Annotated in this window: 24 protein-coding genes and 1 riboswitch; of the genes, 13 read left to right on the top strand and 11 right to left on the bottom strand. The window is 59.8% G+C overall.

Features of this window, described 5'->3' with window-relative positions; all coding sequences use genetic code 11:
• The first annotated feature begins 10 nt into the window (after window positions 1–10).
• The 8 genes from QSJ80_RS14295 (at window position 11) to QSJ80_RS14260 (ending at window position 4,799) form a co-directional block, all read left to right on the top strand.
• Window positions 11–559: an RNA polymerase sigma factor gene (locus QSJ80_RS14295; RefSeq protein WP_285765149.1), complete on the top strand. Its 549-nt coding sequence runs from the start codon at window positions 11–13 to the stop codon at window positions 557–559.
• Window positions 556–975, top strand: coding sequence for a hypothetical protein (locus QSJ80_RS14290; RefSeq protein ID WP_285765148.1), 420 nt, complete (start codon window positions 556–558; stop codon window positions 973–975). The genes QSJ80_RS14295 and QSJ80_RS14290 overlap by 4 nt, the downstream gene beginning before the upstream one ends.
• Window positions 959–1,246: a hypothetical protein gene (locus QSJ80_RS14285; protein ID WP_285765147.1), complete on the top strand. Its 288-nt coding sequence runs from the start codon at window positions 959–961 to the stop codon at window positions 1,244–1,246. Before QSJ80_RS14290 ends, QSJ80_RS14285 begins: the two co-directional genes overlap by 17 nt.
• Window positions 1,239–1,730: a DUF3106 domain-containing protein gene (locus QSJ80_RS14280; protein ID WP_285765146.1), complete on the top strand. Its 492-nt coding sequence runs from the start codon at window positions 1,239–1,241 to the stop codon at window positions 1,728–1,730. The genes QSJ80_RS14285 and QSJ80_RS14280 overlap by 8 nt, the downstream gene beginning before the upstream one ends.
• 92 nt (window positions 1,731–1,822) lie before the next feature.
• Window positions 1,823–2,356 carry a glycine zipper 2TM domain-containing protein gene (locus QSJ80_RS14275; protein WP_285765145.1) on the top strand — a complete coding sequence of 178 codons (534 nt, stop codon included), beginning with the start codon at window positions 1,823–1,825 and terminating at the stop codon, window positions 2,354–2,356.
• A gap of 41 nt (window positions 2,357–2,397) precedes the next feature.
• Window positions 2,398–2,745, top strand: a complete 348-nt coding sequence (locus tag QSJ80_RS14270) for a PepSY domain-containing protein (protein ID WP_285765144.1) — start codon at window positions 2,398–2,400, stop codon at window positions 2,743–2,745.
• A gap of 28 nt (window positions 2,746–2,773) precedes the next feature.
• On the top strand, window positions 2,774–3,451 hold the full coding sequence (locus QSJ80_RS14265) for a response regulator transcription factor (RefSeq protein ID WP_285765143.1): 678 nt from the start codon (window positions 2,774–2,776) through the stop codon (window positions 3,449–3,451).
• A gap of 7 nt (window positions 3,452–3,458) precedes the next feature.
• On the top strand, window positions 3,459–4,799 hold the full coding sequence (locus QSJ80_RS14260) for an ATP-binding protein (protein WP_285765142.1): 1,341 nt from the start codon (window positions 3,459–3,461) through the stop codon (window positions 4,797–4,799).
• A gap of 28 nt (window positions 4,800–4,827) precedes the next feature.
• Here the strand turns inward: QSJ80_RS14260 and QSJ80_RS14255 are convergent, their stop codons facing one another.
• The 4 genes from QSJ80_RS14255 to QSJ80_RS14240 form a co-directional block, all read right to left on the bottom strand.
• The gene (locus tag QSJ80_RS14255) at window positions 4,828–6,198 is read right to left on the bottom strand and encodes an SLC13 family permease (RefSeq protein WP_285765141.1); all 1,371 of its coding nucleotides are present in this window, start codon (window positions 6,196–6,198) and stop codon (window positions 4,828–4,830) included.
• Window positions 6,199–6,270: 72 nt separating this feature from the next.
• On the bottom strand, window positions 6,271–7,350 hold the full coding sequence (locus QSJ80_RS14250; RefSeq protein ID WP_285765140.1) for a saccharopine dehydrogenase family protein: 1,080 nt from the start codon (window positions 7,348–7,350) through the stop codon (window positions 6,271–6,273).
• A gap of 69 nt (window positions 7,351–7,419) precedes the next feature.
• Complete coding sequence (locus tag QSJ80_RS14245; RefSeq protein WP_285765139.1) at window positions 7,420–7,758, bottom strand: DUF3301 domain-containing protein; 339 nt, start codon at window positions 7,756–7,758, stop codon at window positions 7,420–7,422.
• 61 nt (window positions 7,759–7,819) lie between these two features.
• A complete protein-coding gene (locus QSJ80_RS14240; RefSeq protein WP_285765138.1) occupies window positions 7,820–8,107 on the bottom strand; it encodes a GIY-YIG nuclease family protein in 288 nt (95 codons plus the stop codon).
• A gap of 94 nt (window positions 8,108–8,201) precedes the next feature.
• On the opposite strand from QSJ80_RS14240, the gene QSJ80_RS14235 reads away from it, so the two are divergent.
• A complete protein-coding gene (locus tag QSJ80_RS14235) occupies window positions 8,202–9,761 on the top strand; it encodes an FMN-binding glutamate synthase family protein (protein WP_434219186.1) in 1,560 nt (519 codons plus the stop codon).
• A complete protein-coding gene (locus tag QSJ80_RS14230) occupies window positions 9,761–10,969 on the top strand; it encodes a cation:proton antiporter (protein WP_285765137.1) in 1,209 nt (402 codons plus the stop codon). The genes QSJ80_RS14235 and QSJ80_RS14230 overlap by 1 nt, the downstream gene beginning before the upstream one ends.
• Window positions 10,970–11,042: 73 nt before the next feature.
• On the opposite strand, the gene tdh is transcribed toward QSJ80_RS14230, so the two are convergent.
• The 5 genes from tdh to QSJ80_RS14205 all read right to left on the bottom strand — a co-directional run bounded on the left by tdh (window position 11,043) and on the right by QSJ80_RS14205 (window position 17,061).
• A complete protein-coding gene (gene tdh / locus QSJ80_RS14225) occupies window positions 11,043–12,068 on the bottom strand; it encodes an L-threonine 3-dehydrogenase (RefSeq protein ID WP_285765136.1) in 1,026 nt (341 codons plus the stop codon).
• Window positions 12,069–12,071: 3 nt separating this feature from the next.
• The gene (locus tag QSJ80_RS14220) at window positions 12,072–13,271 is read right to left on the bottom strand and encodes a glycine C-acetyltransferase (protein WP_285765135.1); all 1,200 of its coding nucleotides are present in this window, start codon (window positions 13,269–13,271) and stop codon (window positions 12,072–12,074) included.
• A gap of 66 nt (window positions 13,272–13,337) precedes the next feature.
• On the bottom strand, window positions 13,338–13,793 hold the full coding sequence (locus QSJ80_RS14215; protein WP_285765134.1) for a hypothetical protein: 456 nt from the start codon (window positions 13,791–13,793) through the stop codon (window positions 13,338–13,340).
• Between the two features lie 65 nt (window positions 13,794–13,858).
• Window positions 13,859–13,970, bottom strand: a riboswitch (SAM-I-IV-variant riboswitch).
• A gap of 70 nt (window positions 13,971–14,040) precedes the next feature.
• A complete protein-coding gene (locus QSJ80_RS14210; RefSeq protein WP_285765133.1) occupies window positions 14,041–15,459 on the bottom strand; it encodes an aldehyde dehydrogenase family protein in 1,419 nt (472 codons plus the stop codon).
• 24 nt (window positions 15,460–15,483) lie between these two features.
• Window positions 15,484–17,061, bottom strand: a complete 1,578-nt coding sequence (locus tag QSJ80_RS14205) for a 5-guanidino-2-oxopentanoate decarboxylase (protein WP_285765132.1) — start codon at window positions 17,059–17,061, stop codon at window positions 15,484–15,486.
• A gap of 198 nt (window positions 17,062–17,259) precedes the next feature.
• Here QSJ80_RS14205 and pdxH point away from each other — a divergent pair, with 198 nt between their 5' ends.
• Both pdxH and QSJ80_RS14195 read left to right on the top strand, forming a co-directional pair.
• On the top strand, window positions 17,260–17,895 hold the full coding sequence (gene pdxH / locus QSJ80_RS14200; protein WP_285765131.1) for a pyridoxamine 5'-phosphate oxidase: 636 nt from the start codon (window positions 17,260–17,262) through the stop codon (window positions 17,893–17,895).
• The gene (locus tag QSJ80_RS14195; RefSeq protein WP_285765130.1) at window positions 17,868–18,317 is read left to right on the top strand and encodes a hypothetical protein; all 450 of its coding nucleotides are present in this window, start codon (window positions 17,868–17,870) and stop codon (window positions 18,315–18,317) included. The genes pdxH and QSJ80_RS14195 overlap by 28 nt, the downstream gene beginning before the upstream one ends.
• Before the next feature lie 56 nt (window positions 18,318–18,373).
• Here QSJ80_RS14195 and QSJ80_RS14190 read toward each other — a convergent pair whose 3' ends face one another.
• Window positions 18,374–20,710, bottom strand: coding sequence for a TonB-dependent receptor (locus tag QSJ80_RS14190; RefSeq protein WP_285765129.1), 2,337 nt, complete (start codon window positions 20,708–20,710; stop codon window positions 18,374–18,376).
• 240 nt (window positions 20,711–20,950) lie between these two features.
• Between QSJ80_RS14190 and QSJ80_RS14185 the strand changes: the two genes are divergently transcribed.
• Window positions 20,951–21,928: an NAD(P)H-quinone oxidoreductase gene (locus QSJ80_RS14185; protein ID WP_285765128.1), complete on the top strand. Its 978-nt coding sequence runs from the start codon at window positions 20,951–20,953 to the stop codon at window positions 21,926–21,928.
• Between the two features lie 19 nt (window positions 21,929–21,947).
• Here the strand turns inward: QSJ80_RS14185 and QSJ80_RS14180 are convergent, their stop codons facing one another.
• Entirely contained in the window at window positions 21,948–24,323 is a 2,376-nt protein-coding gene (locus QSJ80_RS14180; protein WP_285765127.1) for a transporter substrate-binding domain-containing protein, read from the bottom strand.
• Window positions 24,324–24,328 lie beyond the last annotated feature (5 nt).

The following is a 24,328-nucleotide window of genomic DNA, read 5'->3' as shown; positions in this document are numbered from 1 at the left end:
ACTATCTGCAGTGCAGCCAGAACTCAAACGCAAACTGGACCAGTTCCTGGCTGGTGTCGAGCGGCGGGCCTTCAATATTGCAAGGCTCGCCGTCGGCTCGTCTGACGATGCGCTGGACATCGTACAGGACAGTATGCTGGCGCTCGTGAAAAACTACAGTGGCAAGCCGCAAAGGGAGTGGCGGCCACTCTTTTTTACGATTTTAAATCGGCGCGTGGTCGACTGGCATCGGCGTAACAGGAAGATCTCCCGCTGGGAGTTGTTTCTGGACAGGGTGCGGGGTGATGAAGGCGAGGCCGAGCCTGATATCGGTATTCTTGAGGATGTGGCAGGCGTTGGGCCCGCGAGGCATGCGGAGAATGCTGCGGTCGTACGCGGGCTGGAATCTGCACTGGCCACACTGCCGCTGAGGCAGCGGCAGGCTTTCCTGTTGCGCTGTGTGGAGGGGTTTGACGTGGCGGAAACCGCAACGGCAATGGGCTGCAGTGATGGCAGTGTCAAAACGCATTTATCCAGGGCATTGAAATGTCTGAGGCCACAGATGGAGGAGTTTCGGTGAACAGGAAGCAAACCTCAGAGCATGGCGCATGGCGAAAGTCGACGGATGCCGAGAAGGCTCTGTTTCTCCAGGGACAGGAGGTGCTCAGGCAGATGGATGAATCGCTTGATGCCGCAACCTTGTCGCGTCTGCAGCGCGCGCGTTCCGCAGCCATCGGTAGCCTGGACAGTGGGGCGGATCGCAAGTTGCCGCGCGATGTCGTGCGCTGGTCACTGCTGGGCGCATCTATGGCAACGGTGCTGGCGGTGGTGCTGCTGTTGCCCGGTCCGGGAGAACAGCTGCCCGGTAACGGAGACCTGTTCGGGGATGACGTCTGGCTGGTGACCGAAGACATACAGATGATCGAGGATGTTGATTTTTACCTATGGCTCGCTGAGGGAGGGGTTGATGGAGAGGTCGATGCGCCCTCGACCTGATGGTCTGCAGCATCTACTACTGGCCATTGCGCTTTTTTTAGTGGCGACAGTTTCGGCGGATGATCAGGCGGATGATCAGGCGCGGGAACAACAGGAAGCACTCGATGAGGCGTTCCTGATTTTCCTTGGTGAGTGGGCAGACGAGGAAGGGAACTGGCTGGCGCCATCAGAGCTGGAAGGGGAGCAGCCACAGCTCGAGCGTGAGAGTGAGAAAGCGCCCGAAAACAAACGCGCCCCGCAGAAAGAGGTTGAGGACGGTGAATATGAATAGCAGGCACAATATCGCCGCGTTACTGCTTACCGCGCTGATGCAGTTGCTGGCGCCGCTGGTGGCGGCCGAACCAGTGGCGTGGGAGAATCTGTCCGAATCGGAGCAGGAACTGCTCGGGCGATTCCGCGAGCGCTGGGCCGAACTGCCCGGGGACAAGCAACAGAAGCTGCGCGATGGTGCACAACGCTGGCAGCAGATGAGCCCGGAAGATCGCCAGAACGCTGGCAGGGAGTTTCGTCGCTGGCGGCAGATGAGCCCGGAGCAGCGGCAGAAGCTGCGCGAGCGCTACCAGCGTTTCCGTGAACTGACTCCGGAGCAGCAGCGCAGGGTGCGTGCGGCCCGGAAGCGCTTTCAGCAGATGCCGCCCGAGCGCCGCAAGGAGCTGCGGCGTAAATGGCAGCAGATGAGCCCTGAGGATCGCCAGCGCCTGCGCAAGAACCTGAGAGAACGTCAGCAGAAACGCCAGGGCGCGCGCCGGACCTAGCGCAAAGAGCCTGATAACTTACAAAGGTTAAGGTTAGGTTCAGCAAAGGCTGCCTATGCTGCGGATATTCTCGCTGGAAATGGAGAGCAGCCATGAACCTGAAAACCCCGCTCACAAGCTTCCTTGGCCTGGCCGCCCTGGTCAGCCTGCCGGCCCTTGCCGGTCCCTCCGGTTATGCGGACGACTACGATTTTGCCCAGGTGACATCCGTGACTCCCGTCTATACCCGGGTCGAGGTTGCCCAGCCGCGAGAGCGCTGCTGGGACGAGCAGGTAGCGGTGTACCCGCGTCGTCACTCCGCCACGCCGGCAATCCTCGGCGGCATCATAGGCGGAGCCATCGGTAATGAATTGGGGCACCGCAAGCGCAACAAACAGGTCGGGGCGATTGCCGGTGCCGCGCTGGGGGCCTCCATTGGCAGGGATATCTATCGTCACCAGGGGCATCACGGAGTTCGCTACGTGACCGAGCGTCGTTGCGAAGTGGTTAACGAATATACAACCCGCCAGGAGATCAGTGGTTACGACGTGGTCTACCTCTACAACGGCCGCGAATACACCACTCGCACAGACCGTCATCCGGGGGATAGAATGCGTGTAATGGTCGCCGTCACCCCTCTGCCTTGAGGGGCGGACGCATTCAATACAACGCTGAGCTGGAATCGACTATGGCAATCGGAAATCGCATCTTGGGCCTTGTGCTGGCACTGGCGGTGATGCTGCCGGCAATGCAGGTCGACGCACACGGTCAGGGCCATCGCGAGCCGGTCGATGCAATTGCGGAGCGGCGTGCGATACCCGGCTGGAACAAGCCGCTTAGGGTTCCGGTACAGAAGCAGGGTGTCAGTCGCGAAGAGGCCGCGAAGAAGGTCAAGCAGCGTTACGGCGGCAAGATCCTGGCAGTGAGCGAGGCCAAGAAGGATGGGCGTGCAGCCTATCGGGTCAAGGGATTGACCGGCAAGAACCAGGTTTACGTGGTGTATGTGGACAAGCGCACCGGCAGGATCTCGCGTTAACCCATCGGCGAGCTGAAGGAGATAATCAATGCGTTTGTTACTGGCAGAAGATGAACTTTCCCTGCGTCAACAGCTGGCCAGGTCGTTGCGCAGTGCCGGGTACACGGTAGACGAGGCGCCCGATGGCAGTGAGGCCCTGTTTCTCGGGCGTGAGATGGATTACGATCTCGCCGTAATGGATCTTGGCCTGCCGGAAGTGGACGGTATCGAAGTGATCCGCACACTGCGCGCGGAAGGCAAGCATTTTCCCATCCTGATCCTCACCGCGCGTGGCCACTGGCAGGAAAAGGTCGAGGGGCTTGAAGCTGGTGGCGATGATTACCTGGTCAAGCCTTTCCATACCGAGGAGTTGCTCGCACGCCTCAACGCACTGGTGCGTCGCTCCGCGGGCTTTTCCACTCCGGTGATTGAGGCGGGGCCCATCCGGATGGACACCTCCGGACAAAAAGTTTTTGTCAGCGACAACGAAGTGGAGCTGACCTCATTCGAATATAAGGTGCTCGAGTACCTGATGTTGCATCCGGGCGAGGTGGTCTCGAAGACTGTCTTGACCGACCATATCTACGAGCAGGATTGTGACCGCGATAGCAACGTCATTGAGGTGTTTATCGGGCGCCTGCGCAAAAAGCTTGACCCGGGTGGCGATATATCGCCGATCGAAACGCTGCGCGGTCGCGGCTACCGTTTTGCCCTGACGGCAAGTTAAGCCTCTAATGGCGCCTTCACAAATTTTACACTCCCTCAAGGGCCGCCTAGCCCTGGTTGCCTCCGTGGTGTTACTGGCATTTCTGATACTGGTGACCGGTGTCTTTGTGCGTGCCTACCAGGCTTCCCTTGACGAGGCCAAGCAACGCGAGCTGAAACTGCATATCTACAACCTGCTGGCGGCCGCTGAGGACGAGGGTGATGGCCGCCTGCAGCTGCCACCCGCGATGCCGGAAGCGCGCTTTAACCAGCCGGAATCCGGCCTGATCGGTACCGTAGTCAATGATGCTGGCGAGGTCATCTGGCGTTCGGAGTCCGCGTTAACCGCTGGTGGGCTGCAAATAGAACCGCTCGAGCAGGGCGCGGAGAAGTTCGTGGCAAACCAGGATGGCTTCGCACAGATGGCAATGGGGGTGGGGTGGGGCCTCGAGTCAGAGTATCGGTTTACCTTCTCTGTCTTCGAGGATGTGAGTTCCACCCGCGCGCAGGTCGAACAGTTCCGGGGGACTATCTGGCGTTGGTTGGGAGTGGGCGCTGCGTTGCTGCTGCTGGTACTCTGGCTGGTGCTGCGCTGGGGCCTGGCCCCGCTGCAGGAGGTGGCGCGCTCACTGAAGAAAATCCAGCAGGGCGAGGCGGAGAAACTCGAGGGGGATTTTCCAGCAGAGCTCAGGCCGCTGACGGAAAACCTCAATCTGCTGGTGGATAATGAACGGCGCCAGCGCCAGCGTTATCGCAATACCCTGGCGGACCTGGCCCACAGCCTGAAAACGCCGCTGGCCGTGCTGAAGGGCGTCGATGGCAGCCCCGGCAGCCTTGAGTTGATCCGTGACCAGGTGGCGCGTATGGACCAGCTGGTGAGCTACCAGCTGCAGCGTGCGGTAACCAATGCGCCGCGTACCATTCTGCGCGGTATTGCCATCAGGCCCATTGCGGAAAAGCTGGTGCGTGCGCTGGAAAAGGTTTATGCCAGTCGTGACATCGAGATCTCACTGGAATGCGCCCCCCAGCTGCTGTTCCATGGCGATGAGGGTGACCTGATGGAGCTGCTGGGCAATCTGCTGGACAACGCCTGTAAATATGGCGGCGGCGTGGTCCGGATTGAGGTTGCGCCGGAGCAGGGCGAATACGGCCTGTCCTTTGTGGTGGCCGACAACGGCCCTGGCCTGACCGGTCAGCAGTGGCAGCAGGTTCTGGCCCGCGGCGTGCGTGCCGATGAGCAGCAATCCGGCCAGGGTATTGGCCTGGCCGTGGTGAGCGATATCGTCGAAAGTTATGGTGGCGAGATTGCGCTCCTCGCCGGAGACGCGCCCCAGTCTCTCGGTGGTGCGACCATTCGCATACAGTTGTAATGCTCTCCCGGCGTGCGCAAGAGCGGTGTTAATGCGGTAGCAGCAGCCACATACAACCGGAGATCACCAGCGCGCCAATCAGATTCAATATCACGCCTTCCCGGGCCATACGGCTGACGGTGATGGCCTCGTTGCCGTAAATGATGGCGTTGGGCGCGGTAGCAACCGGTAACATAAATGCGCAGCTGGCGCTCATGGCTGCGGGTACCATCAGCAGTTCCGCCGGCAGGCCGGCGCTGGCCGCTGCTGCGGCCAGGATAGGCATCAGCAAGGCAGTGGTTGCGGTATTGCTGGTAACCTCGGTCAGGAACGTGACGCCGAGGGTGATACACAGCAGCAACGCGAACAGGGGTAGCACGGTAAAGGCGCTGAGCGCCTCACCGATGTTGGCGGCAAGGCCGGACGCAGTGAACCCCTTGGCCAGGGTGATACCACCCGCGAACAGCAGTAACACCCCCCAGGGGATTTTGTTGGCGGCTTCCCAGGTCAGTAATCGCCCGCCGCGACCGTCCGGGATGATAAACATCACCACGACCGCCAGCAGCGCTACCGCCGCATCGTTGGCGTTGGGGATGTCCAGCATTGCCTGCCAGCCTCCGAATGGCTGGCTGCGGGTAACCCAGGCCAGGGCCGTCAAAGCAAATACCAGCAGGACCCGCCGCTCTATCGGCAGCCACGCACCTACCCTGGGGATTTCCACTTCGCTGCTACCCTTCAGGCCCCGGGTCAGCCAGAGGATCATGAAGAACAGGAAGATAAATACCACGGGCAGCGCCCACATCATCCAGTCCAGAAAGCCGATGGTCTGCCCGGTGGCTTCCTCGTAGGCGCCCATAAATATGACGTTGGGTGGGGTGCCGATGGGGGTGCCAATGCCGCCGAGGCTGGCGGAATAGGCAAGGCCAAGCAGCAAGGGTACGGCCAGTCTGTCGCTGTTACTGCTGCTGATGATCGCGAGCGCAATAGGCAACAGCATCAGTGTGGTGGCGGTATTGGAGATCCACATTGAAAGCAGGGCCGCAGCCAGCATAAAACCGATAACGATATGGCGATCGCTGTGTGCTCCGACCACCCGGATCATCGATAATGCCAGGCGCCGGTGTACGCCCGAGTATTCCATTGCCGTCGAAAGCAGGAAGCCACCCAGCAGTAACAGGATCAGCGGGTGCCCGTAGGCTGCAGCCACGTCTGACGGGGTAATGACATTCATCAGCGGTAGCAGCGTCATGGGCAGCAGCGAGGTCACCGGGATCGGCAGCGCTTCTCCGATCCACCAGATGGCGCAGAGTACGGTCACGCCGAGCGTGGCAACGGCAGGGGCTGCCATACCGGCCTGCGATGCGATGGCTGCGGTTGCTGCGGCTGCAACCGGACCAATCCAGATAAGCTTGTCTTTCACCAGAAACTGTTCTTTTATTTTTGGGTTTCTTTGCAGTTTGTGTTTTCCCGGGTACTCGCGCTGTTTGAAGGGTTAGCCGAGAGAAATCTTGATTTCGCTGGAGCCGGGTAACTGTTCCACCAGTCCAGGGCCGCAGAGGGTCGCTGGCGTGAAGTAACCACCTTCACCCTGGTAGTTTGCCAGGAAATCCATGACAGCCAGACAGCCGTAAACCGTCACGTCGTAGCCGTTGGCCGTGGTGACCTGGCCGACTTTACGCTCGCCACGCCGGTCATTGCGCACTTCACCCCAGACCCAGGTCTTGAGGCCAGCCCGTTTTTCCGCAGAGGGTCCGCGTACGCTTTTTTCGATCTTGCCTTTCAGGAAGTTCTGGATGAAGCCGGTACGGAGCAGTGGGCGCAACCAGTTCAGGCGGCGCATCTGCTTCGCCTTGCGCGGGCTGAGCGGGATATACACTTCGATATTGGGAATGCCCGTGCTGTAAAAAGCAGTGGCGACATCGCCCCAGGGAATGGCAATGGCAAATTTCTCGCCGCGGCCGAAGTCGATCGTGCGCTCTTTTTCCGCATGGCCGATAATCTCGATTTCTCCGTTGCGGCGCACTGCGCCGCCGACACCGAGGCTTTCCACGGAAGTTTTGGCCGTACCCGGGCTGAGCCTGGAGTCGGAGTCGAAGCCCAGGGTCAGGTGAGTCGCGCCGGGCATGGCGTCACTCAGTGCACGTGCGAGGCAGTCCGTCGGGATCACGTCAAAACCCGTGCCCGGACACAATACGATGCCGGCCTGTTTTGCCTGTTCGTGCAGGCTGTGGCCGAGCATGTAAACCTGCATTTCACCGGTGATATCCTGGTAGTGGGTGCCGGTGGCGATGCAGGCGCGCATCATGGGTTCTGCAGTGGCAGAGAAGGGGCCGGCGCAGTGGATGACGATATCGATTTCGCGCAATGCATTTGCCAGTGCATCATCGTCGTCGAGCGCGATGGCCATGGCAGGGAGGTTGAGCTCTTCTGCGAGAGGTGCCAGTTTCTGGGCGTTGCGGCCCGCCAGCAGGGGGCTGTAGCCGCGGGAAACCGCTTCCCTGGCCAGCAGGGTGCCGGTGTAACCGTTGGCACCGTAAATCATGATCCGCGGCTTGTTGGTATTGGTTTCCACGATGTTCCCCTGACTTATGTTCTTGGCCGCGACTCTGGCGGGCCGGATTATGTGAATTGGCGCTGTGACCTAGAGGATGCCGTCGCCCGGCGTGAGGCGGTGCGGTGCGAGCTGGATGTTGGCCAGCCTGCGGCCGTGCAGCTCGATTTCACCCGGGTAGCGGGCTTCGCCGGTGGAGGTGAATTCGAAGCTGAAATAGCGCTTCAGCGCGAGGTGCCCGCGCGAAGTACGGCCGATGCGCACGCGGGTCTGTGCCACGGTATCGTCCAGCAGTTGCAGGCCGCGCTCGCGACAGTGGGCTTTTACCGCACGCCGGGCGTGGTCCTTGGCCGCCATACCCATCCAGATATAACTGCCGCCCAGGAATAAAACAAAAACCCAGAAAAGGTCTGAAATAGAGTAATACATTCCGCTTTTGCTTGTTGGTTTCAGCGCCGGCTGCTAGGTTAACACAGAGCGCCACGGCTGATTATTTTTCGGTGACGGCGGGGAGTTCCAGTGCCAGGTTTCCCGCCACCAACTGTTCCTTGCGCGCCTTGGGCCAGCGTTTGATTGCGATCTCGAGTCGCTGCGCGTCCGTGCGCGAACCGACTTCGATGGAAAAGGCCAGCTGCAGTGGCCCGCGGCCGCGCAGGGCTTTGGCACCGCGTACGCCGTCGCAATGCTCGCTGAAGCGGCGCGCTACATCGGTGGTGATACCGGTATAGAGGTGGCCCTTGCTGGTCCGGACTAGATAGAGATGCCAGATTTTGCTCAAATCGGGTACCGGCAGATAATGATTTCGTCGATTCTAGCGTAAATACCCCGGCCAGTAATGCCCGGGCCGGCTTATCAGGAAAAGCGGAAAACCAATGGATATGGAACGAGTTGGAGCACTGCACAATCTCGCGGTGGGTGTAGGGGAGATACTGGCCCTGGTGTTTCTTTTCGGGCTTGTGTTGCTGTGCCTTTATCTCCTTTACCTGTACCTGTCGGACATTACCCAGACAAAGCAGGCGATACGTCGCAACTATCCCGTCATCGGTCGCTTCCGTTACAAGTTTGAGCATCTGGGGGAATTCTTCCGGCAATATTTCTTTGCGCTGGACCGCGAGGAGCTGCCATTCAACCGGGCACAGCGGGCGTGGGTTTATCGCTCCGCCAAGAATATCGATTCCACCCTTGCATTCGGCTCCACCCGGCCACTGAACCAGCCCGGCGATATTGTTTTTCTCAACCACCCGTTTCCCACGCTGGAAAAGGACGCTGTGCCGCCGCGCGAGATCGTTTTCGGCGGCCACTATGTACGCGAACCCTATACAACCAGCTCGATCTTCAATGTTTCCGGCATGAGCTATGGCGCGATCTCCGTACCCGCTATCAAGGCGCTGGTGGACGGTGCCAAGCGCGCAGGCGTGTGGGTAAACACCGGTGAGGGTGGTTTGTCCAAGCATCACCTGGCTTCGGGCTGTGACATCGTGTTCCAGCTCGGTACCGCCAAATACGGGGTGCGGGACAGTGAGGGGCACCTGTCGGACACGCGACTGGGCGAAATTGCAGCGCACCCGCAGGTGCGTATGTTCGAGATCAAATTGTCCCAGGGGGCGAAGCCCGGCAAGGGCGGTATCCTGCCGGGTATCAAGGTAACCGCGGAAATTGCCGAGACCCGCGGTATCCCGGAAGGCATGGATTCAATAAGCCCCAACGGGCACCCGGAAATTCGTTCAGTCGCAGACCTGCTGGATATGGTTGCCCATGTGCGCGAGGTCACCGGCAAGCCGGTCGGGTTCAAATGTGTGATTGGCACCAGCGACTGGTTGCGGGACCTGTTTCAGGAGGTGCATCGGCGTGGCATCGCGTCTGCACCGGATTTCATTACCCTCGATGGCGCCGACGGCGGCACCGGCGCTGCACCACAGAGCCTGATGGACTATATGGGCCTGCCGCTGGTGCGCAGCCTGCCGCTGGTGGCAGACCTGCTGGCGGAATATAACCTGCAGGACCGGATCCGGGTTATTTCCAGCGGCAAGCTGGTTACGCCGTCAGGCGTTGCCTGGGCGTTGGCGATGGGAGCGGATGCTGTGGTATCCGCGCGCGGTTTCATGTTCGCGCTGGGTTGCATCCAGGCCCTGCAGTGCAACAAGAATACCTGTCCCACGGGCATCACCACCCACGACCCGGACCTGCAGCAGGGGCTCGACCCGGTCAGCAAGGCGGAGCGGGTCTTTAACTATGCTCACAATATGGCGCACGAAGTTGGCATCATCGCGCACTCCTGTGGTGCCCGGGAGCCGCGTGAGTTGCGCCGCCATCATGTGGAAATGATCGACGAGCAGGGGGTACCCAGGCCAATGAATGAGACTTTCCCTCCGGTACAGACGTCGCCCGAGTGGTTGATTGCCTCAGACAGAAGGGGTGGGGAGCCGGGCTGATGTATGCCGTGGTGACTCTGGTTGGGCAGGGCCTGTTCCTGGCGTTGGTTGCCCTGACCGGGATGTGGATCGCGCGTTTTTTTCGTGGCGACAATACCCTCGGTTGCCTGATTGCCGGCATTTTGGCCGGGCTGCTGCTTCCCGTGTTCGAATTCGATACCGGCCTGCGATATGACAATATCCGCGAGCTGGTTTTCTTCCTGATCCTGCCAATACTGATTTTCCGCTCCGCATGGCTGATTGACCCGAGGATCATGAGGCGCTGGCTGATGCCTGTCCTGTTGCTGGCAACTGTCGGGGTTGTGATCTGCTGGTTGCTGGTGGCGCTGCTGACCTATTTCGGTATCGCCCACCCAAGCGGTTTCCCGTGGCATGCGGCGCTGCTGACCGGCGTCATCCTGGCGGCCACTGACCCGATGTCGGTGGTGTCCAAACTGCGGCAAGACGGGGCAGATGAGAACCTCGTTGCGCTGATGGAAGGTGAGAGCATATTCAACGATGCCGCTGCGATCGTATTGTTCACGGTGGTTCTGGGGGTGGCGACGAGCGGCGATGGTGCTGGCCTCGGTGCGGTATCCCTTTATTTCGCCGTCATCTTTCTGGGCGGCATCGCGGTCGGCGCCATCTGCGGCCTGCTGGTGGCGATCGTGGTACTGCTGCTGCGCAATCCTGCAGCATCGCAGATTGCCCTGGTGATGGGCGCCATCGGCAGCTTCTACCTGGCGGAACACCTGGCCGGGGTATCCGGCATCATGTCGGTCATGGTGTGCGCAATTATCGCGCGTGTCTGTCTGCACGAGCACCGCCAGGCATTCCTCAAACATACCTCCGTGACCTGGGAATGGCTCGGGTTGCTGTTCGAGGCGCTGGTGTTCGTGATCATGGGGCTGGCCATCACCTTCGGCATGTTCGAGACCCACTGGCTGGCCATGCTGATTGCGATCGCGGCGACGTTACTGGCAAGGACTGTGGCGATCTTCGCCCTGACGCCTGCGAGTAACCTGGTTGGCCGCCCGGTGCCGCTCGGCTGGAAGTGGGTCATGATCTGGGGCGGGCTGCGCGGGGTGATTGCGATCGCGCTGGTGCTGTCACTGCCGGTCGACCTGCCTTACTGGTATACGGTGCAGTCGATGGTGTTTGGTGTGGTGCTGTTCAGTGTGCTGGTGCAGGGGACCAGTACGGGGCTACTGATAAAAAAGGCTGCCTGAGCGGCAGCCTCTTGTTGCGGATTGGTGCGGGTTGGTGCGGGTTGGTGCGGGTTGGTGCGGGTTAGCGCGGACATCAATCCCAGCTCAGGATCACCTTGCCGGACTCACCGGAAGCCATGGCATCGAAGCCTTTCTGGAAGTCATCGATCGGGAACTGGTGGGTGATGATCGGTGACAGATCGAGGCCGGACTGGATCAGGCTGGCCATCTTGTACCAGGTCTCGAACATTTCGCGCCCGTAAATCCCCTTGATCACCAGCCCTTTGAAAATGACCTCGCTCCAGTCGATGGCCATTTCCCCCGGGGGAATCCCCAGCATTGCGATCTTGCCGCCATGGTTCATGGTGGCAATCATGTCGCGGAAGGCCACCGGCACGCCGGACATCTCCAGACCCACGTCAAAGCCTTCTGTCATACCCAGCTCGGACATGACATCGCTGAGCTTTTCCTTGCTGACGTTCACTGCGCGGGTTGCACCCATCTTGCGGGCGAGCTCCAGGCGGTAATCGTTAATATCGGTGATGACGACATGGCGAGCGCCGGCATGGCGCGCAACGGCAGCCGCCATGATACCGATAGGGCCGGCCCCGGTGATCAGCACATCCTCGCCTACGAGGTCGAAGGAGAGGGCGGTGTGTACGGCGTTGCCGAACGGATCGAAAATGGACGCCAGCTCATCGGAGATTTCGTCCGGGATCTTGAAGGCGTTATAGGCCGGTATAACCAGGTACTCGGCAAAAGAGCCTTCCCGGTTGACCCCGACGCCGTAGGTATTGCGGCACAGGTGGCGTCGCCCGGCGCGGCAATTGCGGCAGTGGCCACAGGTAATGTGGCCTTCCCCGGAAACACGGTCGCCGATTTCAAAGCCGCGTACTTCCTGGCCCATGTCGACCACTTCACCCACATATTCGTGACCCACCACCATCGGTACCGGGATGGTCTTCTGCGACCATTCGTCCCAGTGATAAATGTGCATGTCGGTGCCGCAGATGGCGGTCTTGCGGATCTTGATCAGCAGGTCGTTGTGGCCGGGCTTGGGCGGTTCGACGTCCGTCATCCAGATGCCAGGCTCTGCTTTCAGTTTTGAAAGTGCTTTCATGACTTAGATAATTTCCAGCTCTTTGCCGACCTTGATAAATGCATCAATGCACTGGTCCAGTTGCTCGCGGGTATGCGCCGCGGACATCTGTGTACGGATACGGGCCTGTCCGTTGGGTACCACCGGGTAGAAGAAGCCAACCACATAAATGCCCAGCTCCAGCATGCGGTCCGCCATTTTTTGCGCCAGGGCGGCTTCACCGATCATCACCGGGATGATCGCGTGGTCCTCGCCGGCAAGGGTAAAGCCGGCCTCGGTCATGCGCTGACGGAAGTAGGCAGAGTTCTCACGCAGCTTTTCGCGCAGGTCGCTACCTTCTACCAGCATATCCAGAACCTTCAGCGATGCCGTGACAATCGCCGGGGCAACGGAATTGGAGAACAGGTAAGGGCGCGAGCGCTGTCGCAACAGGTCGATGACCGGCTTTTTACCGGAGGTGTAGCCGCCGGACGCGCCGCCCAGGGCCTTGCCGAGGGTGCCGGTAATGATGTCCACGCGATCCATCACGCCACAGAATTCGTGGGTGCCGCGACCGTGCTCGCCGACAAAGCCGACTGCATGGGAGTCGTCGATCATCACCAATGCATCGTACTTGTCGGCCAGGTCACAAACCCCCTTGAGGTCGGCAATGACGCCGTCCATGGAGAAAACACCGTCAGTTGCGATCAGCTTGGTGCGTGCGCCGGCAGCGTCAGCTGCCTGCAGTTGCTTCTCGAGGTCGGCCAGATCGTTATTGGCATAGCGGAAGCGCTTCGCTTTGCACAGGCGGATACCGTCGATGATGGAAGCATGATTGAGCGCGTCGGAGATCACAGCATCTTCCGGTCCGAGGATGGTTTCGAACAGGCCGCCGTTGGCGTCGAAGCAGGAGGTGTAAAGGATACTGTCCTCGGTGCCGAGGAACTCGGAAAGCCGGTCTTCCAGGGCCTTGTGGATGTCCTGGGTGCCGCAGATAAAGCGTACCGAGGCCATGCCGAAGCCGTGCTCGTCGAGCCCTTCCTGGGCAGCTTTCACCAGCTCGGGATGATTGGCCAGACCCAAATAGTTGTTGGCGCAGAAGTTCAGCACACGCTGGTCGTTGTTTACCTGGATCTCCGCATCCTGCTGCGAGGTAATAATGCGCTCGCGCTTGTAGAGGCCGTCGGCGTCAATTTCCTGCAGTGTGGATTCGAGGCGGTCGTAGAAAGACTTTGTATTGGACATAGGATCTATGGTCCCCATTTCCGACAATCATAGGGTAGCAGCCGGGTCTTTCCGCACTGCCGTGAATCATTCTTTTAATTCGGTCAGCTCACAGGCGCGGTGCGCGCAGACCGTCGCTTCCGAGGCGCAGCGGGCGCTGAAATCCAGCGCCTCGTCCAGCGTGCCAAACAGCAGTTGCCACTGGATCTGGCGGTCGTCCTGGCGGTAGGCGCTGACGGCGGTGTAACGCCGTTTGCCAACCCGGGCCGGGGCGAGCTGCACATAGACCGGCAACCCCTCGTACTCGCTCGATAACAGGCGCTGACGCCAGTTGTTCCTGTCGAGCCGATCAGCCAAACGATTACGGGCCTCGCCCAGATAAGGGCTGGCGGGCGTAATTTCGATTTCGATTAAATTGTTGGCAAGTCGCTCGGGCTGTGCGGGCCAGGGCGCGTCGTTCTCTGGAATCCGGGCCTGAGTGGCCGGGGTCGCGAACGATGCGTTACCGGACGATAAAGAAATACTGCTTTGGTTGCTGGTCATGTTCCCTCCAAAAAATACTGGAGGGCTGACGGCGATAGCGCGATCGCTGTTCTCGGAACCGAGAAACTTCCCTGATGTATTGCCTCTTGCGAGACCACATCCCCATAACTTCGGGAAACCACCTTGCCTCAGGTCGGCAGGTTGGCGTTGGCGTCAGCCACTCTCTTGATGACGGGGCAACCATAGCGATGATGCGGCAGGGCGTCAATAGCCCCGCCGTATCAGTTTGTAAAGCGGTTGTGTCGGGTCAGGACGGCATCTGGATGGCCTTGACCTCGGTAAACTCCTCCAGGCCCTGGCTGCCGAATTCGCGCCCGTTACCGGACTGCTTCATGCCGCCAAAGGGCGCGTCGTAGTTGAAGTCGCCGCCATTCATAAAGCACAGGCCGGCGTCCAGGCGCCGGGCAATGGCCAGCGCCTCCTCGTCGGTGCCGGCAAAGACGCCGCTGGAGAGGCCGTAGCTGGTGTCGTTGGCGATGGCCAGGGCTTCGTCCAGGTCCCTGTAGGGGATCATGGAAATCACTGGGCCGAAGATCTCCTCGCGGGCGATGGCCATCTCGTTGTTCACATCGGCGAAGACGGTGGGGCGCACGTAGAAGCCGCGGGCCTGCCCCTCCGGCATATCAGTGCCGCCGGTGACCAGTCGGGCGCCCTCATCGATGCCCTTCTGGATGTAGTCGAGTACCACGCGCTTCTGGCGCGCAGAGGACATGGGTCCCATGAAGGCATCGTCGCCGCCGCCCACTGCCACTGCCTCGGCATTGGCCTTGGCCAGGGCTACGGCCTCCTCGTAGCGGCTCTCCGGCACCAGCATACGGGTGAGGGCGGTACAGGTTTGCCCGGTGTTGATGAAAACATCGTCGCAGCCGTATTTGACCGCTTCTTCCAGATTGGCGCTTTCCGCGATCAGCAGCGGTGACTTGCCGCCCAGTTCCTGGGTAACGCGCTTGACCGTGGGAGCCGCAGCTTTGGCGATCTCGATGCCCGCACGGGTCGATCCGGTGAACGAAACCATGCTGATGTCCGGATGCGCCGAAAGCGCCGCGCCCACCACCGGGCCGGTGCCCGGCACCAGGTTGAACACGCCCGCCGGAACACCGGCCTCCTGCATGATCTCCGCCATGATGTAATCCTGCAGCGGGGTCTGCTCGGACGGCTTCTGGATCATGGTGCAGCCGGCTGCCAGTGCGGGCGCCACCTTGCCGACAAACTGGTGCAGCGGGTAGTTCCAGGGGGTGATGAAGCCACAGACGCCGACCGGCTCCTTGACCACCAGGGAGTTGTTGACCTTTTCTGATTCATCCATGAGCTTTGCGCGCGCGGCAAACGAGCGCATGCCGTAGATCGGCCCCATCACGTGGATGTCGCGGGCGAGGTGATAGGGGCTGCCCATCGAATCGGAGATGGCCCGGGTCAGGTCGTCGGCACGTGCCTCCATGCGGTCGGCGATCGCATTGATCAGCCGCTCACGTTCCTCAGAGGATGTGTTGCGCCAGCTCCTGAAAGCCTCTTTTGCCGCGGCAACAGCTTTGTCCACGTCACTGGCCGTACCGCTTGCGACTTCCGCAACCACCTCTTCGGTGAACGGGTTGACGACGGCGAGCTTTTCGCTGGAGCCCGGCTCAACCCAGGCGCCATTGATGTAGAGTTTATCGAGGTGCTTCATTGGGCATACTCACTAAAAATTTTATTAAATTCGAACGTCGATCAGGGTTGGGCGGCCCGCGCTGAGCGCTTCCCTTACGGCATCGACGAGCTGTTCCGGCGATTCTACCGCAATACCATTGGCGCCGAATGCCTTGGCTGTGGCGACGAAATCCGGAGGCGCGATATTGACGCCCTCCTGCTCGACCTCGGCAGCATCCATGAAGTCGCGAATTTCGCCGTAGCCGGCGTTGTTCCAAACAATGACTGGCAGGCTGAGCGACTGCTCTACTGCTGCCGCCAGTTCAGGCAGGGTAAACATAAGGCCGCCATCGCCAATCAGTGCGCAAACCGGTCGATTGCTGCCCAGGCAGGCTCCAATCGCTGCTGGCAGGGCATAACCCAGGGTGCCGTAACCGGTAGTGCAGGTCAGGTGGCTACGCGCCTCGTACAAGGGTAGGGCGTGGTTGGTGTTGTACGCGAGTTGGGTGGAATCGGTAACGACGATGGCTTCCTTAGGCAACGCTTCGCGCAAAGCCTCTACCCACGGCAGGCGTTCCTCTGACCCCGGCCACCAGTGTGCCCGGCACTCGGCCAGCAGCTTTTTCACCGTGCCGGCACTATTTGTCTTTGCCGGACGTCCCGTTGCGGCTGACGCCAGAGCGGAAAGTGCCAGTTGCGCGTCTGCGCAGATTGGCAGATCTGCCGCAGCACCGGTGGATAATTGCGCGGGATCGATATCGATGCGAATGACGCGGCCCCTGAACCGGTAGCTGTCTCGCTCCAGGTTGCGGTCAGTTTCGGCCAGTTCCGTACCCACCGCGAGGACCAGGTCGGCCTTTTCGATGTGCTCGCGCACAGGCGGGAAACTCAGGTTTGCGCCGCCGCAGAGGGGGTGGCGCTCGTCAACAATGCCCTTGGCAGCGAGAGACAGGAATACAGGCATATCCAGTTTTTCACATAACGCCGTGGCGGCTTTCCCCGCGTCCATGGCACCGCCACCCAGTAGCAGGACCGGATTGCTAGCCTCCGCCAGCCAGGCACTGGCGGATTCCAGCGCAGCGGGGGCGATGCCGGGCTTGTGGATAGTCATGGCGCTGCCCGCATCGACCGTTACCTCTGCCGGGAAAAGGTCAATCGGGATTTCGATATGTACCGGTCCGGGGCGCGCGCTGCCGAACAACTGGAAAGCGCGGTGGATGGCTGCCGGCAGCTGGTTGGGGTCGGTGATGGAATGCTGCCAGATGCAGAAACCACGGGTTACATCCTGCTGGTGTGGTAACTCGTGCAGGCGTCCCTCGCCCATGCCGAGATCCGCGCGACGGTTGACCGCGGAAATGACCAGCATAGAAATTGAATCGGAGTAGGCCTGCGCCATTGCCGTGGCGGCATTGGTCACACCTGGTCCCGTGATCAGAAAGCATACACCCGGCTTGCCCGTGGCCCGCGCGTATCCATCGGCCATAAATGTGGCGCCCTGTTCGTGTCGGGGCGTGATGTGGCGCAGGTTGCTGTCGGGCAGGGCACGATAGAGTTCGATGGTGTGGACGCCGGGGATGCCGTACACCGTGTCGACGCCGTAATCGGCAAGCAGGGAAACCAGCGTTTGCGCGCAGCTGGGCATAGTAAACTCTCTTGTAATTGGCTTTTTGTTTGGGCTGAAAGTTGTAATGACAGCGCAGCCTATAGCCAAGAATGGTAGGCTGCAAGCCGCTGCAGAGACTGCGCGGCGGCAATGGAAAAGGCGAACAATCTTGCGCGCGACCAACAGCCTCGGCATTATCTTGCGCCACGGCACGACTCAGCTCGCAGAGGGAATTTTATGGATTTGGAAAACTGGCGCCGGGAGTATCTCAAGAGTGGCCTGAACCGCGACGACATGCTGGATTCGCCATTCGAGCAGTTCCGTGTGTGGATGCAGGAGGCGGTCCGCTCTGAGTTGAGTGACCCGTCGGCGATGTGCATAGCGACGGTGGATGCCAGCGGGCGCCCCACGCAGCGCATCGTGTTGCTAAAGGCATTTGACCCCAGCGGGTTCGTTTTCTATACGAACCTGGGCAGCAGAAAGGCGCAGGATATCGCCGCCAACGAACAGGTGAGCCTGCATTTCCCGTGGCATTCCCTTGAGCGCCAGGTCGCCATCAACGGCCGCGCAGAGAAATTGTCTGCCACCGAGGCGCTGAAATACTTTGCCACCCGCCCGCGCGGGAGCCAGCTGGCCGCTTGGGCCTCGAGGCAGAGCAGCCCGATCAGTACCCGCCAGCTGTTGATGCAGCAATTTGAAAAGATGAAGGAAAAATTTTCGGACGGTGAGATTCCGCTGCCGGATTTCTGGGGTGGCTATCGCGTGGTACCGGACCGCTTTGAGTTCTGGCAGGGTGGGGCGCAGCGCCTGCACGACCGCTTCGAGTACACCCGGGAAGGCGAGCAGTGGGACATCCATCGCCTGTCGCCCTGATCAGGAACCTGCTTCTCGGTGCACTGGTGCTGGCTTCCCTGCATGCTGGTGCCAGGGAGGCAGCGGCCAATCCTCTGGTTGGGTTGTGGGTGTTCGAATCGGCCAGCTATGAATTGCCGGAGGCCTGCAATAAAGCGTACCTGAATTTCCTCGATCACTACCGTATCGAAGGTAGTGATGGCGTTCGCAAAGGCGTGCTGGAATATTCCCTTGAGCAGGTCGCATCCGGCAGGGGTTACAACCTGATCGTCAAACGCATCAGTAATGACGGTAACCCGAGCTGCTACGGGCGTGAGGCCGCAACCCAGGACCCCGAGGAGCTGCTGTTTTTTTATGTGATGCTTTCCCCGGATGGGGGCAGGATGAAGTTCTATCTCAGCAACGATGCTTTTCATGGGTACCGGCGTGTGCTGGACCCCTGAATTTACCTCTTGGCAATAAAAAAGCCCGCCGAAGCGGGCTTCACGGAAAGGCAGGTTTAGAACCGGAATGCCCCTTCCAGCGCCAAGGTGCGCGGCGGCTTCAGGAAAGCGTAGTAAGTGCTTGCCCCGAAGGTGCCGGATAGCGGCGCGTTGCCGGCGTAGGTAATAATATCCTCGTCGGTCAGGTTCTTGCCCACCAGCGCCACCGACCAGCTGTCACTATCCAGTGCCAACCTCGCATTGATGGTGGTGTAGGCATCGATGCGGTATTGCGGATCGAGGTTCGGGTGGACGTTATGGGCATCCACGAACTGCAGGTCCAGTGCGGAATTGAGCTCCAGATCGCCGTTGAGCGGCAGGTTGTGCTCGATACCCGCGTTGAAAGTGAGTTCCGGTGTGTACTGCCCCGCCTTGCCGGTGTAATCACACAGCTGCACGCCCCACGGCGCGATGACGCCATCCGGGACCTGGCCGGCGTAGCAGTTGCCGTTTTCAAAGTCCTCATAGTTGAAGTCCAGCAGCGAAGCGGCATAACTGACCGTGAGGCTATCGGTCATCAGCCAGCGGCCATCCAGTTCGATGCCCTGAACGACTGTCTCCCTGGCGTTACCCACATTGAAGCCGAGCGTGCCGTCAAACTGGCTGATCTGCAGGTCATCGTACTCGGTGCGATAAACAGCGATATTGAATTCCGCACGACCATCGGCAAAGCGGGTCTTTGCCCCAGCCTCGAATGCGGTGGCTTCTTCCTCATCAAACTCGAAGGAGTTGATGTTATTCGCACGCGCATCGAAGCCGCCCGCCTTGAAGCCGCTGGTAAAGCTGGCGTAGAGCATGGCGTTTTCATCGAGGTCGTACTGATAGCTGATCAGCGGTGTGAAGGCAGATTCCTGGCGGTCGCCGGACAGGTTGTGCCCCAGGTTGCCACCGAGCCCGTCCGGGTTGAACTGCTCGGACTGTACGGCAAACACACCGTAATAGAGCGCTGCCGCCGCCGCATTGGCGGCGCCGAGGGGCGAGCCGTCGATCATGGTGGCATTCAGGACGCGCGAGCCGTCCTTGTCTTCGCGGGTATAGCGACCGCCAACGGTCAGGCGGTTGCTGTCATCGATATTCCAGGTGAACTGGCCAAAGGCCGCCCAGGCATCGCTACCCTGCTCGAATACGCGCGCGGCAGCGGTGCCGCCAATCTGTACCGCCGCCTGGGGCGGGACACCGAGTACGGTCAGGGCCGGGACCACCACGCTGGTGGTTTGCACATTGATCGCATCGCGGAATTCCTGGTCGGAGGTCTGGTAGAAGATGCCGCCGATCCAGTCGACAGTTTCACCGCCCGGTGAGGTAATGCGGATTTCCTGGCTGAACTGCTCGTAGTCCTCGGACATTGGCACAGTGAAAATGTCCGCAGCGATGTAGTCGCAGTCACACAGTTCGTCGAAGTCATACGCAACCCAGCTGGAAATTGCAGTCAGTGTGTTTTCACCGAGCTGGTAGTCTGCCGTGAGGGTGTAGTTGGAAAGATTGTTCTTGCTGAAGTCACCACCGTCGGCCTGGCGCTTGCCGTCGATTCGGCTTTCAAAGCCCGGCTGGCCGAATGCCTGCATAGTGGCGGAATAGACATCGTCCTGAACGATCTCTATCTGGCGGCCGCTGACGTCAAAGGTGTCCCGCTCCGCCTTGAAGGTGATGTCCAGATCCGGGGTCGGAGACCAGAGCAGGGTGGCGCGGATCGCCTGTTCATCGAGGTTGGGTTCATCGTCACCGGTAAAGGTATTCTCGATATATCCGTCCTGCTGGTGGTTGCGGTATGCGAGCCGGCCCAGCAGGTTTTCGGCGATTTCCCCGGAGACGACGCCGGTGAGTTCAGTGCCGCCCACTTCCGGGGTATAGGCTGCGCGGATGCTACCCTCGAATTCCTCCGTGGGCTTGGCGGTGGTCATGTTCAGTGCGCCGGCGATACTGTTCTTGCCGAACAGGGTGGGCTGCGGCCCGCGCAGGACTTCAACGCGCTCCAGGTCCAGGAACGGTGCCCGGATCAGTTGCTGGCGCCCGTAATAGACACCATCGACATATTGCCCGACGGACTGTTCAAAGCCCTGGTTGTTGCCGGAGCCAATGCCGCGGATACGCAACTGCGTGCTGATACCGGATTCGGTCATGTGCATATTGGGCACATAGGCGGTGATGTCGGCAATTTTTTCAATGCCCGCATCCGCCAGTTTGTCGCCACTGACGGCGGAAACCGATATGGGTACATCCTGCAGGCTTTCCACACGTTTCTGTGCGGTAACGGTGACTTCCTCGAGCGTGCGGCTTTCCTGTGCCACGGCCGGGATGGCGAGGCTGGCAATTACCATGCTCAGTATTTTTTTGTGAAGGGTCCGATTCGTCATGCTGATCTCTCCTGGCTGATCATAGATACGCTTCGGCTTTATTTTTTTCCGTGTTTTCGGAACATCCCCGTAGTGAAAACACTGGCGTTATCGCCGAATGCAGTTTCCATGTTATACAGATTTTCGGCGACAAATAAGTGAATTTAAAAGCACGTTCGTGCCAGGCATGCAGGAGTTGCTGTCGTCCCTTTATATAGCGCGGGCAACGTTTTGATTCGTAACATTTTTTTGGAGTTTTCAGTGCGATACATCGACTGCCCGGAGCCGGGCGCAGCGGAAAATATGCAGGTCGCTGAAGGGCGCAAGCCAGAAGCGGGGCGCGGCGAGGTGCTGATTCGCGTGGCAGCGGCCGGGGTCAACCGGCCTGATATTGTGCAGAGGCAGGGCTTCTATCCGCCGCCACCCGGGGCATCACGGATTATGGGGCTGGAGGTTGCGGGGAAGATTGAGGCACTCGGCGAGGGTGTGACGGGCTGGCAGGTGGGCGACCAGGTCTGCGCCCTGACCAACGGTGGCGGGTATGCAGAATATGCCGCGGCACCGGCCGCGCAGTGCCTGCCAGTGCCAGCGGGTCTGGGGCTGGTTGAAGCGGCGGCGCTTCCGGAAACTTTGTTTACCGTCTGGAGCAATGTGTTCGATCGCGCAGGCTTGCTGAGTGGTGAAACCCTGCTGGTGCACGGTGGTTCTTCCGGAATCGGTACTGCGGCAATCCAGCTGGCCAGTGCAATGGGGGCGCGAGTGTATGCCACGGCGGGCAGCGCTGAAAAGTGTGCGGCCTGTGAGTCTCTCGGCGCGAGTCGCGCGATCAACTATCGGGAGGAGGATTTTGTCGAGGTGATTCTGGAGGAAACCGGTCTGGCCGGAGTCGATGTGATCCTCGATATGGTTGGCGGTGACTACGTAGAGCGCAGTATCAATGTGGCCGCGCAGGACGGCAGGATCGTCAATATCGCGTTCCTGCAGGGGGCGAAAGTCGAACTCAACCTGATGCCATTGATGCTGAAGCGGTTGACCCTGACGGGCTCCACGCTGCGCGCTCGCTCGCCTGAGGTGAAAGCGGAGATCGCGCGGGCACTTCGCACCAATGTATGGCCCCTGATCGAGGCGGGCCAGCTAAGGCCGCAGGTTTATTGCTCTTTCCCGCTGGAAGAGGTTGCAGAGGCGCACCGGCTGATGGAAACGAGCCAGCACATCGGCAAGATTGTGCTGACTCTCTGATAACCCGCACCGCCGTCGGTCAGGGTGCTGCGAATTCTCGTGGTGACGGCAGGTAGATCGGGATATAGCGATAGATTTCCGGGTCGTAGAAGGGCGAAAGCGCTTTTGCGACCGCGGCATAGGCGACATAGTGCTCCCGAATGGTCTTCACATAGTGCACCGGCTCGGAACCGCGGGCGTAACCATAGCGCGCCTTGCGGAAATACTTTTCCTGCTCCAGTAACAGCATCGCTTTTTCCACGTTGCCGAACCAGACATCCTTGTTCCAGCCCTGTTGTTTGGCCAGCCTGCGTGCATCGAATACGTGGCCGATACCGGCGTTATAAGACGCGAGGGTAAACCAGATCTTGTCCTCCGGCTCGATAACGTCCTTGAAACGGTTCTCTACCCAGACCATGTACTCAACACCAGCCTTCACCGATTTCTTGGGGTCGTAGAGCGGGGGCTTATAACCCATACCCTTGGCCGTGGCCGGCATGACCTGCATCAGGCCCTGGGCACCCGCGTGGGACTTGGCCTTGGGGTCAAAGCGGCTTTCCTGCCACATCTGCGCCACGATCAGGCGCCAGTCGAAGTCTGTACCCTCAACAGCTTTCTTAACGATGTCATCGAACGGTGAAATGGCGCCGCTCTTGTCGTAGCTCTGCTTGAATGTCGCTGCGTGTTTGGCTTCCGGCTTGAAATAGGTGTCGTAAGTCTTGTCCAGGAAGCCGGATTTTTCCGCCTTGGCGATAAACGTGTTGAGCTCTTCTGCCAACGCCGGGTTCTCATCCCGTACCGCCATGGCCTGGGGTTTCTCCCCGCCAACCTTCATGCCCAGTAGCAGGGTGTCGAAGTTACTGATGGAGATTTCCGCAAGGTTTGTGTCCACGATTGTTGCATCATATTCACCGCTGGCGACTTTTGAGATGATGGCGTCGGTGGAGATATCGCGGGGCGCAATCTGCACTTCAAAACCGTGTTGCTCGGCCAGCGCGCGTGCCTGAGAGACTACGGGTGAATGGTAACGAACGGTAAGCACCTTGCCTTTCAGCTTTTCCGGGCCGTCGATCTGGCCGGTTTGCTTGTTCGACAGGATGTTGGTGCCGACCTTGACGTACGGTGCGGTAAAGGTAGCACCCTGGCCTTCCCGCTCGGGGGTGACCGTCAATGAGCTGGCAACGAAATCGCCCTTGCCTTCCTTCAGCATCTGTAAAAGATCGATGTCAGAGGGTACCGCGACCACCTGCAGGCCCAGTTTGTTATTGAGGGCAAACTGCCTGGCCAGGTCAAAGTCGAAGCCCATCAGGCGGCCGCGCCAGATGTAGTAGGTCTCCGGTGAATTGCGAGTGAGCATACGGATCACGCCGCGCTTCTTGATTTTGTCCCAGTCATCCGAAAACCGGGTAGTAGTGGAGGCCTTTGCAACGGAAAAGGTGATGAACTCATTGAGCTTGGCTATGAGTTGCGGGCTTTCCTTTCTCAGTGCCCATGCAATGTGACGTCCTTCATCTTCGCGGTCCAGTACCTGGAAGTCATCACGGTAGTGCTTCAGGGCATTTACTTCATTACTGTCAGCGATGAGGATACTGTCTGGTTCGGCATTGATGCGGTCGACCAGGTCATCCATGCGTGCATCGTTGGGGATCTCTTCCACATCGATATGCATTTCCGGGTTTTCCTTCGCATAACGCTCGGCCCACTCGCTGAACAGGGAGTCTTTCCTGGCAAGCAATTTCCTGCCCGTAAGGTTATCCGGGTCGTCCGGCGCTTTTGCATCCTTGCCGATCAGCCCGAATTCATTCACTGCAGCCAGTGGCTTGCTGAAATCCACCAGCGCGTGGCGGCGTTTGGTTTCTGACAGGTTGTCGCCGATCAGGTCGCCCTTACCTTCGCGTAGCGCCTCGATGGCAGCTTCGGGAGAGTCCACCAGAATCCACTCCGGCGTAAGTGTCAGCCACTCGGCAAAACTCTGCGCCATCTGGATATGGCCGCGGGTGACAATGTCATTGCGCGGCAGCTCGGTATTCTCCATCAGTGAGAAAGTCAGTATGCGCAGGGTGCCGCGCTTAGCGATGGCATCCAGATCGCCAGTCTCGATGTAGCGCGCGACTTCCTCTCTGGCTTCTTTCACGGCCTCCTCCAGCGGATCCTCCTGTGAAGTACCACTGCTATTGCCATCGTCATCGACTGGCGTCGATTCTGGCTTTTCAGCGGGAGTTTGTTTCGCGAGATTTTCGGCCTCTTCTGGCGGCGGGACCTCCGCGGCAGTTTCCGCCGGGGGCGCTGCGGCAGGTTGCTCGCCAGCCGATGAGCCGGATTGTGAAGGCCGCTCAGGGGTGCAGGCGAATGCCAGCACCGCTATAAGGCAGGTAGCGAGGGTGCGTGCGAAACGTTGGGACGATGAAATCAACACGACGG

Origin of the sequence: Biformimicrobium ophioploci, from assembly GCF_030270605.1 — a bacterium.
GTDB classification, from domain to species: Bacteria; Pseudomonadota; Gammaproteobacteria; order Pseudomonadales; family Cellvibrionaceae; genus Biformimicrobium; species Biformimicrobium ophioploci.
Note: the sequence above shows the minus strand (reverse complement) of the source record. Positions and strands in the feature narration are given on the sequence as shown.

What these genes read in the sequence shown, in the direction of transcription:
- QSJ80_RS14265 (WP_285765143.1), top strand. Translation starts at nt 2,774, where the DNA reads ATGCGTTTGTTACTGGCAGAAGATGAACTTTCCCTGCGTCAACAGCTG.
- QSJ80_RS14215 (WP_285765134.1), bottom strand. Translation starts at nt 13,793, where the DNA reads ATGACCAGCAACCAAAGCAGTATTTCTTTATCGTCCGGTAACGCATCG.
- QSJ80_RS14230 (WP_285765137.1), top strand. Translation starts at nt 9,761, where the DNA reads ATGTATGCCGTGGTGACTCTGGTTGGGCAGGGCCTGTTCCTGGCGTTG.
- QSJ80_RS14220 (WP_285765135.1), bottom strand. Translation starts at nt 13,271, where the DNA reads ATGTCCAATACAAAGTCTTTCTACGACCGCCTCGAATCCACACTGCAG.
- pdxH (WP_285765131.1), top strand. Translation starts at nt 17,260, where the DNA reads ATGGATTTGGAAAACTGGCGCCGGGAGTATCTCAAGAGTGGCCTGAAC.
- QSJ80_RS14245 (WP_285765139.1), bottom strand. Translation starts at nt 7,758, where the DNA reads ATGTATTACTCTATTTCAGACCTTTTCTGGGTTTTTGTTTTATTCCTG.
- QSJ80_RS14270 (WP_285765144.1), top strand. Translation starts at nt 2,398, where the DNA reads ATGGCAATCGGAAATCGCATCTTGGGCCTTGTGCTGGCACTGGCGGTG.
- QSJ80_RS14235 (WP_434219186.1), top strand. Translation starts at nt 8,202, where the DNA reads ATGGATATGGAACGAGTTGGAGCACTGCACAATCTCGCGGTGGGTGTA.
- QSJ80_RS14205 (WP_285765132.1), bottom strand. Translation starts at nt 17,061, where the DNA reads ATGCCCAGCTGCGCGCAAACGCTGGTTTCCCTGCTTGCCGATTACGGC.
- QSJ80_RS14210 (WP_285765133.1), bottom strand. Translation starts at nt 15,459, where the DNA reads ATGAAGCACCTCGATAAACTCTACATCAATGGCGCCTGGGTTGAGCCG.
- QSJ80_RS14190 (WP_285765129.1), bottom strand. Translation starts at nt 20,710, where the DNA reads ATGACGAATCGGACCCTTCACAAAAAAATACTGAGCATGGTAATTGCC.
- QSJ80_RS14275 (WP_285765145.1), top strand. Translation starts at nt 1,823, where the DNA reads ATGAACCTGAAAACCCCGCTCACAAGCTTCCTTGGCCTGGCCGCCCTG.
- QSJ80_RS14260 (WP_285765142.1), top strand. Translation starts at nt 3,459, where the DNA reads ATGGCGCCTTCACAAATTTTACACTCCCTCAAGGGCCGCCTAGCCCTG.
- tdh (WP_285765136.1), bottom strand. Translation starts at nt 12,068, where the DNA reads ATGAAAGCACTTTCAAAACTGAAAGCAGAGCCTGGCATCTGGATGACG.
- QSJ80_RS14280 (WP_285765146.1), top strand. Translation starts at nt 1,239, where the DNA reads ATGAATAGCAGGCACAATATCGCCGCGTTACTGCTTACCGCGCTGATG.
- QSJ80_RS14285 (WP_285765147.1), top strand. Translation starts at nt 959, where the DNA reads ATGCGCCCTCGACCTGATGGTCTGCAGCATCTACTACTGGCCATTGCG.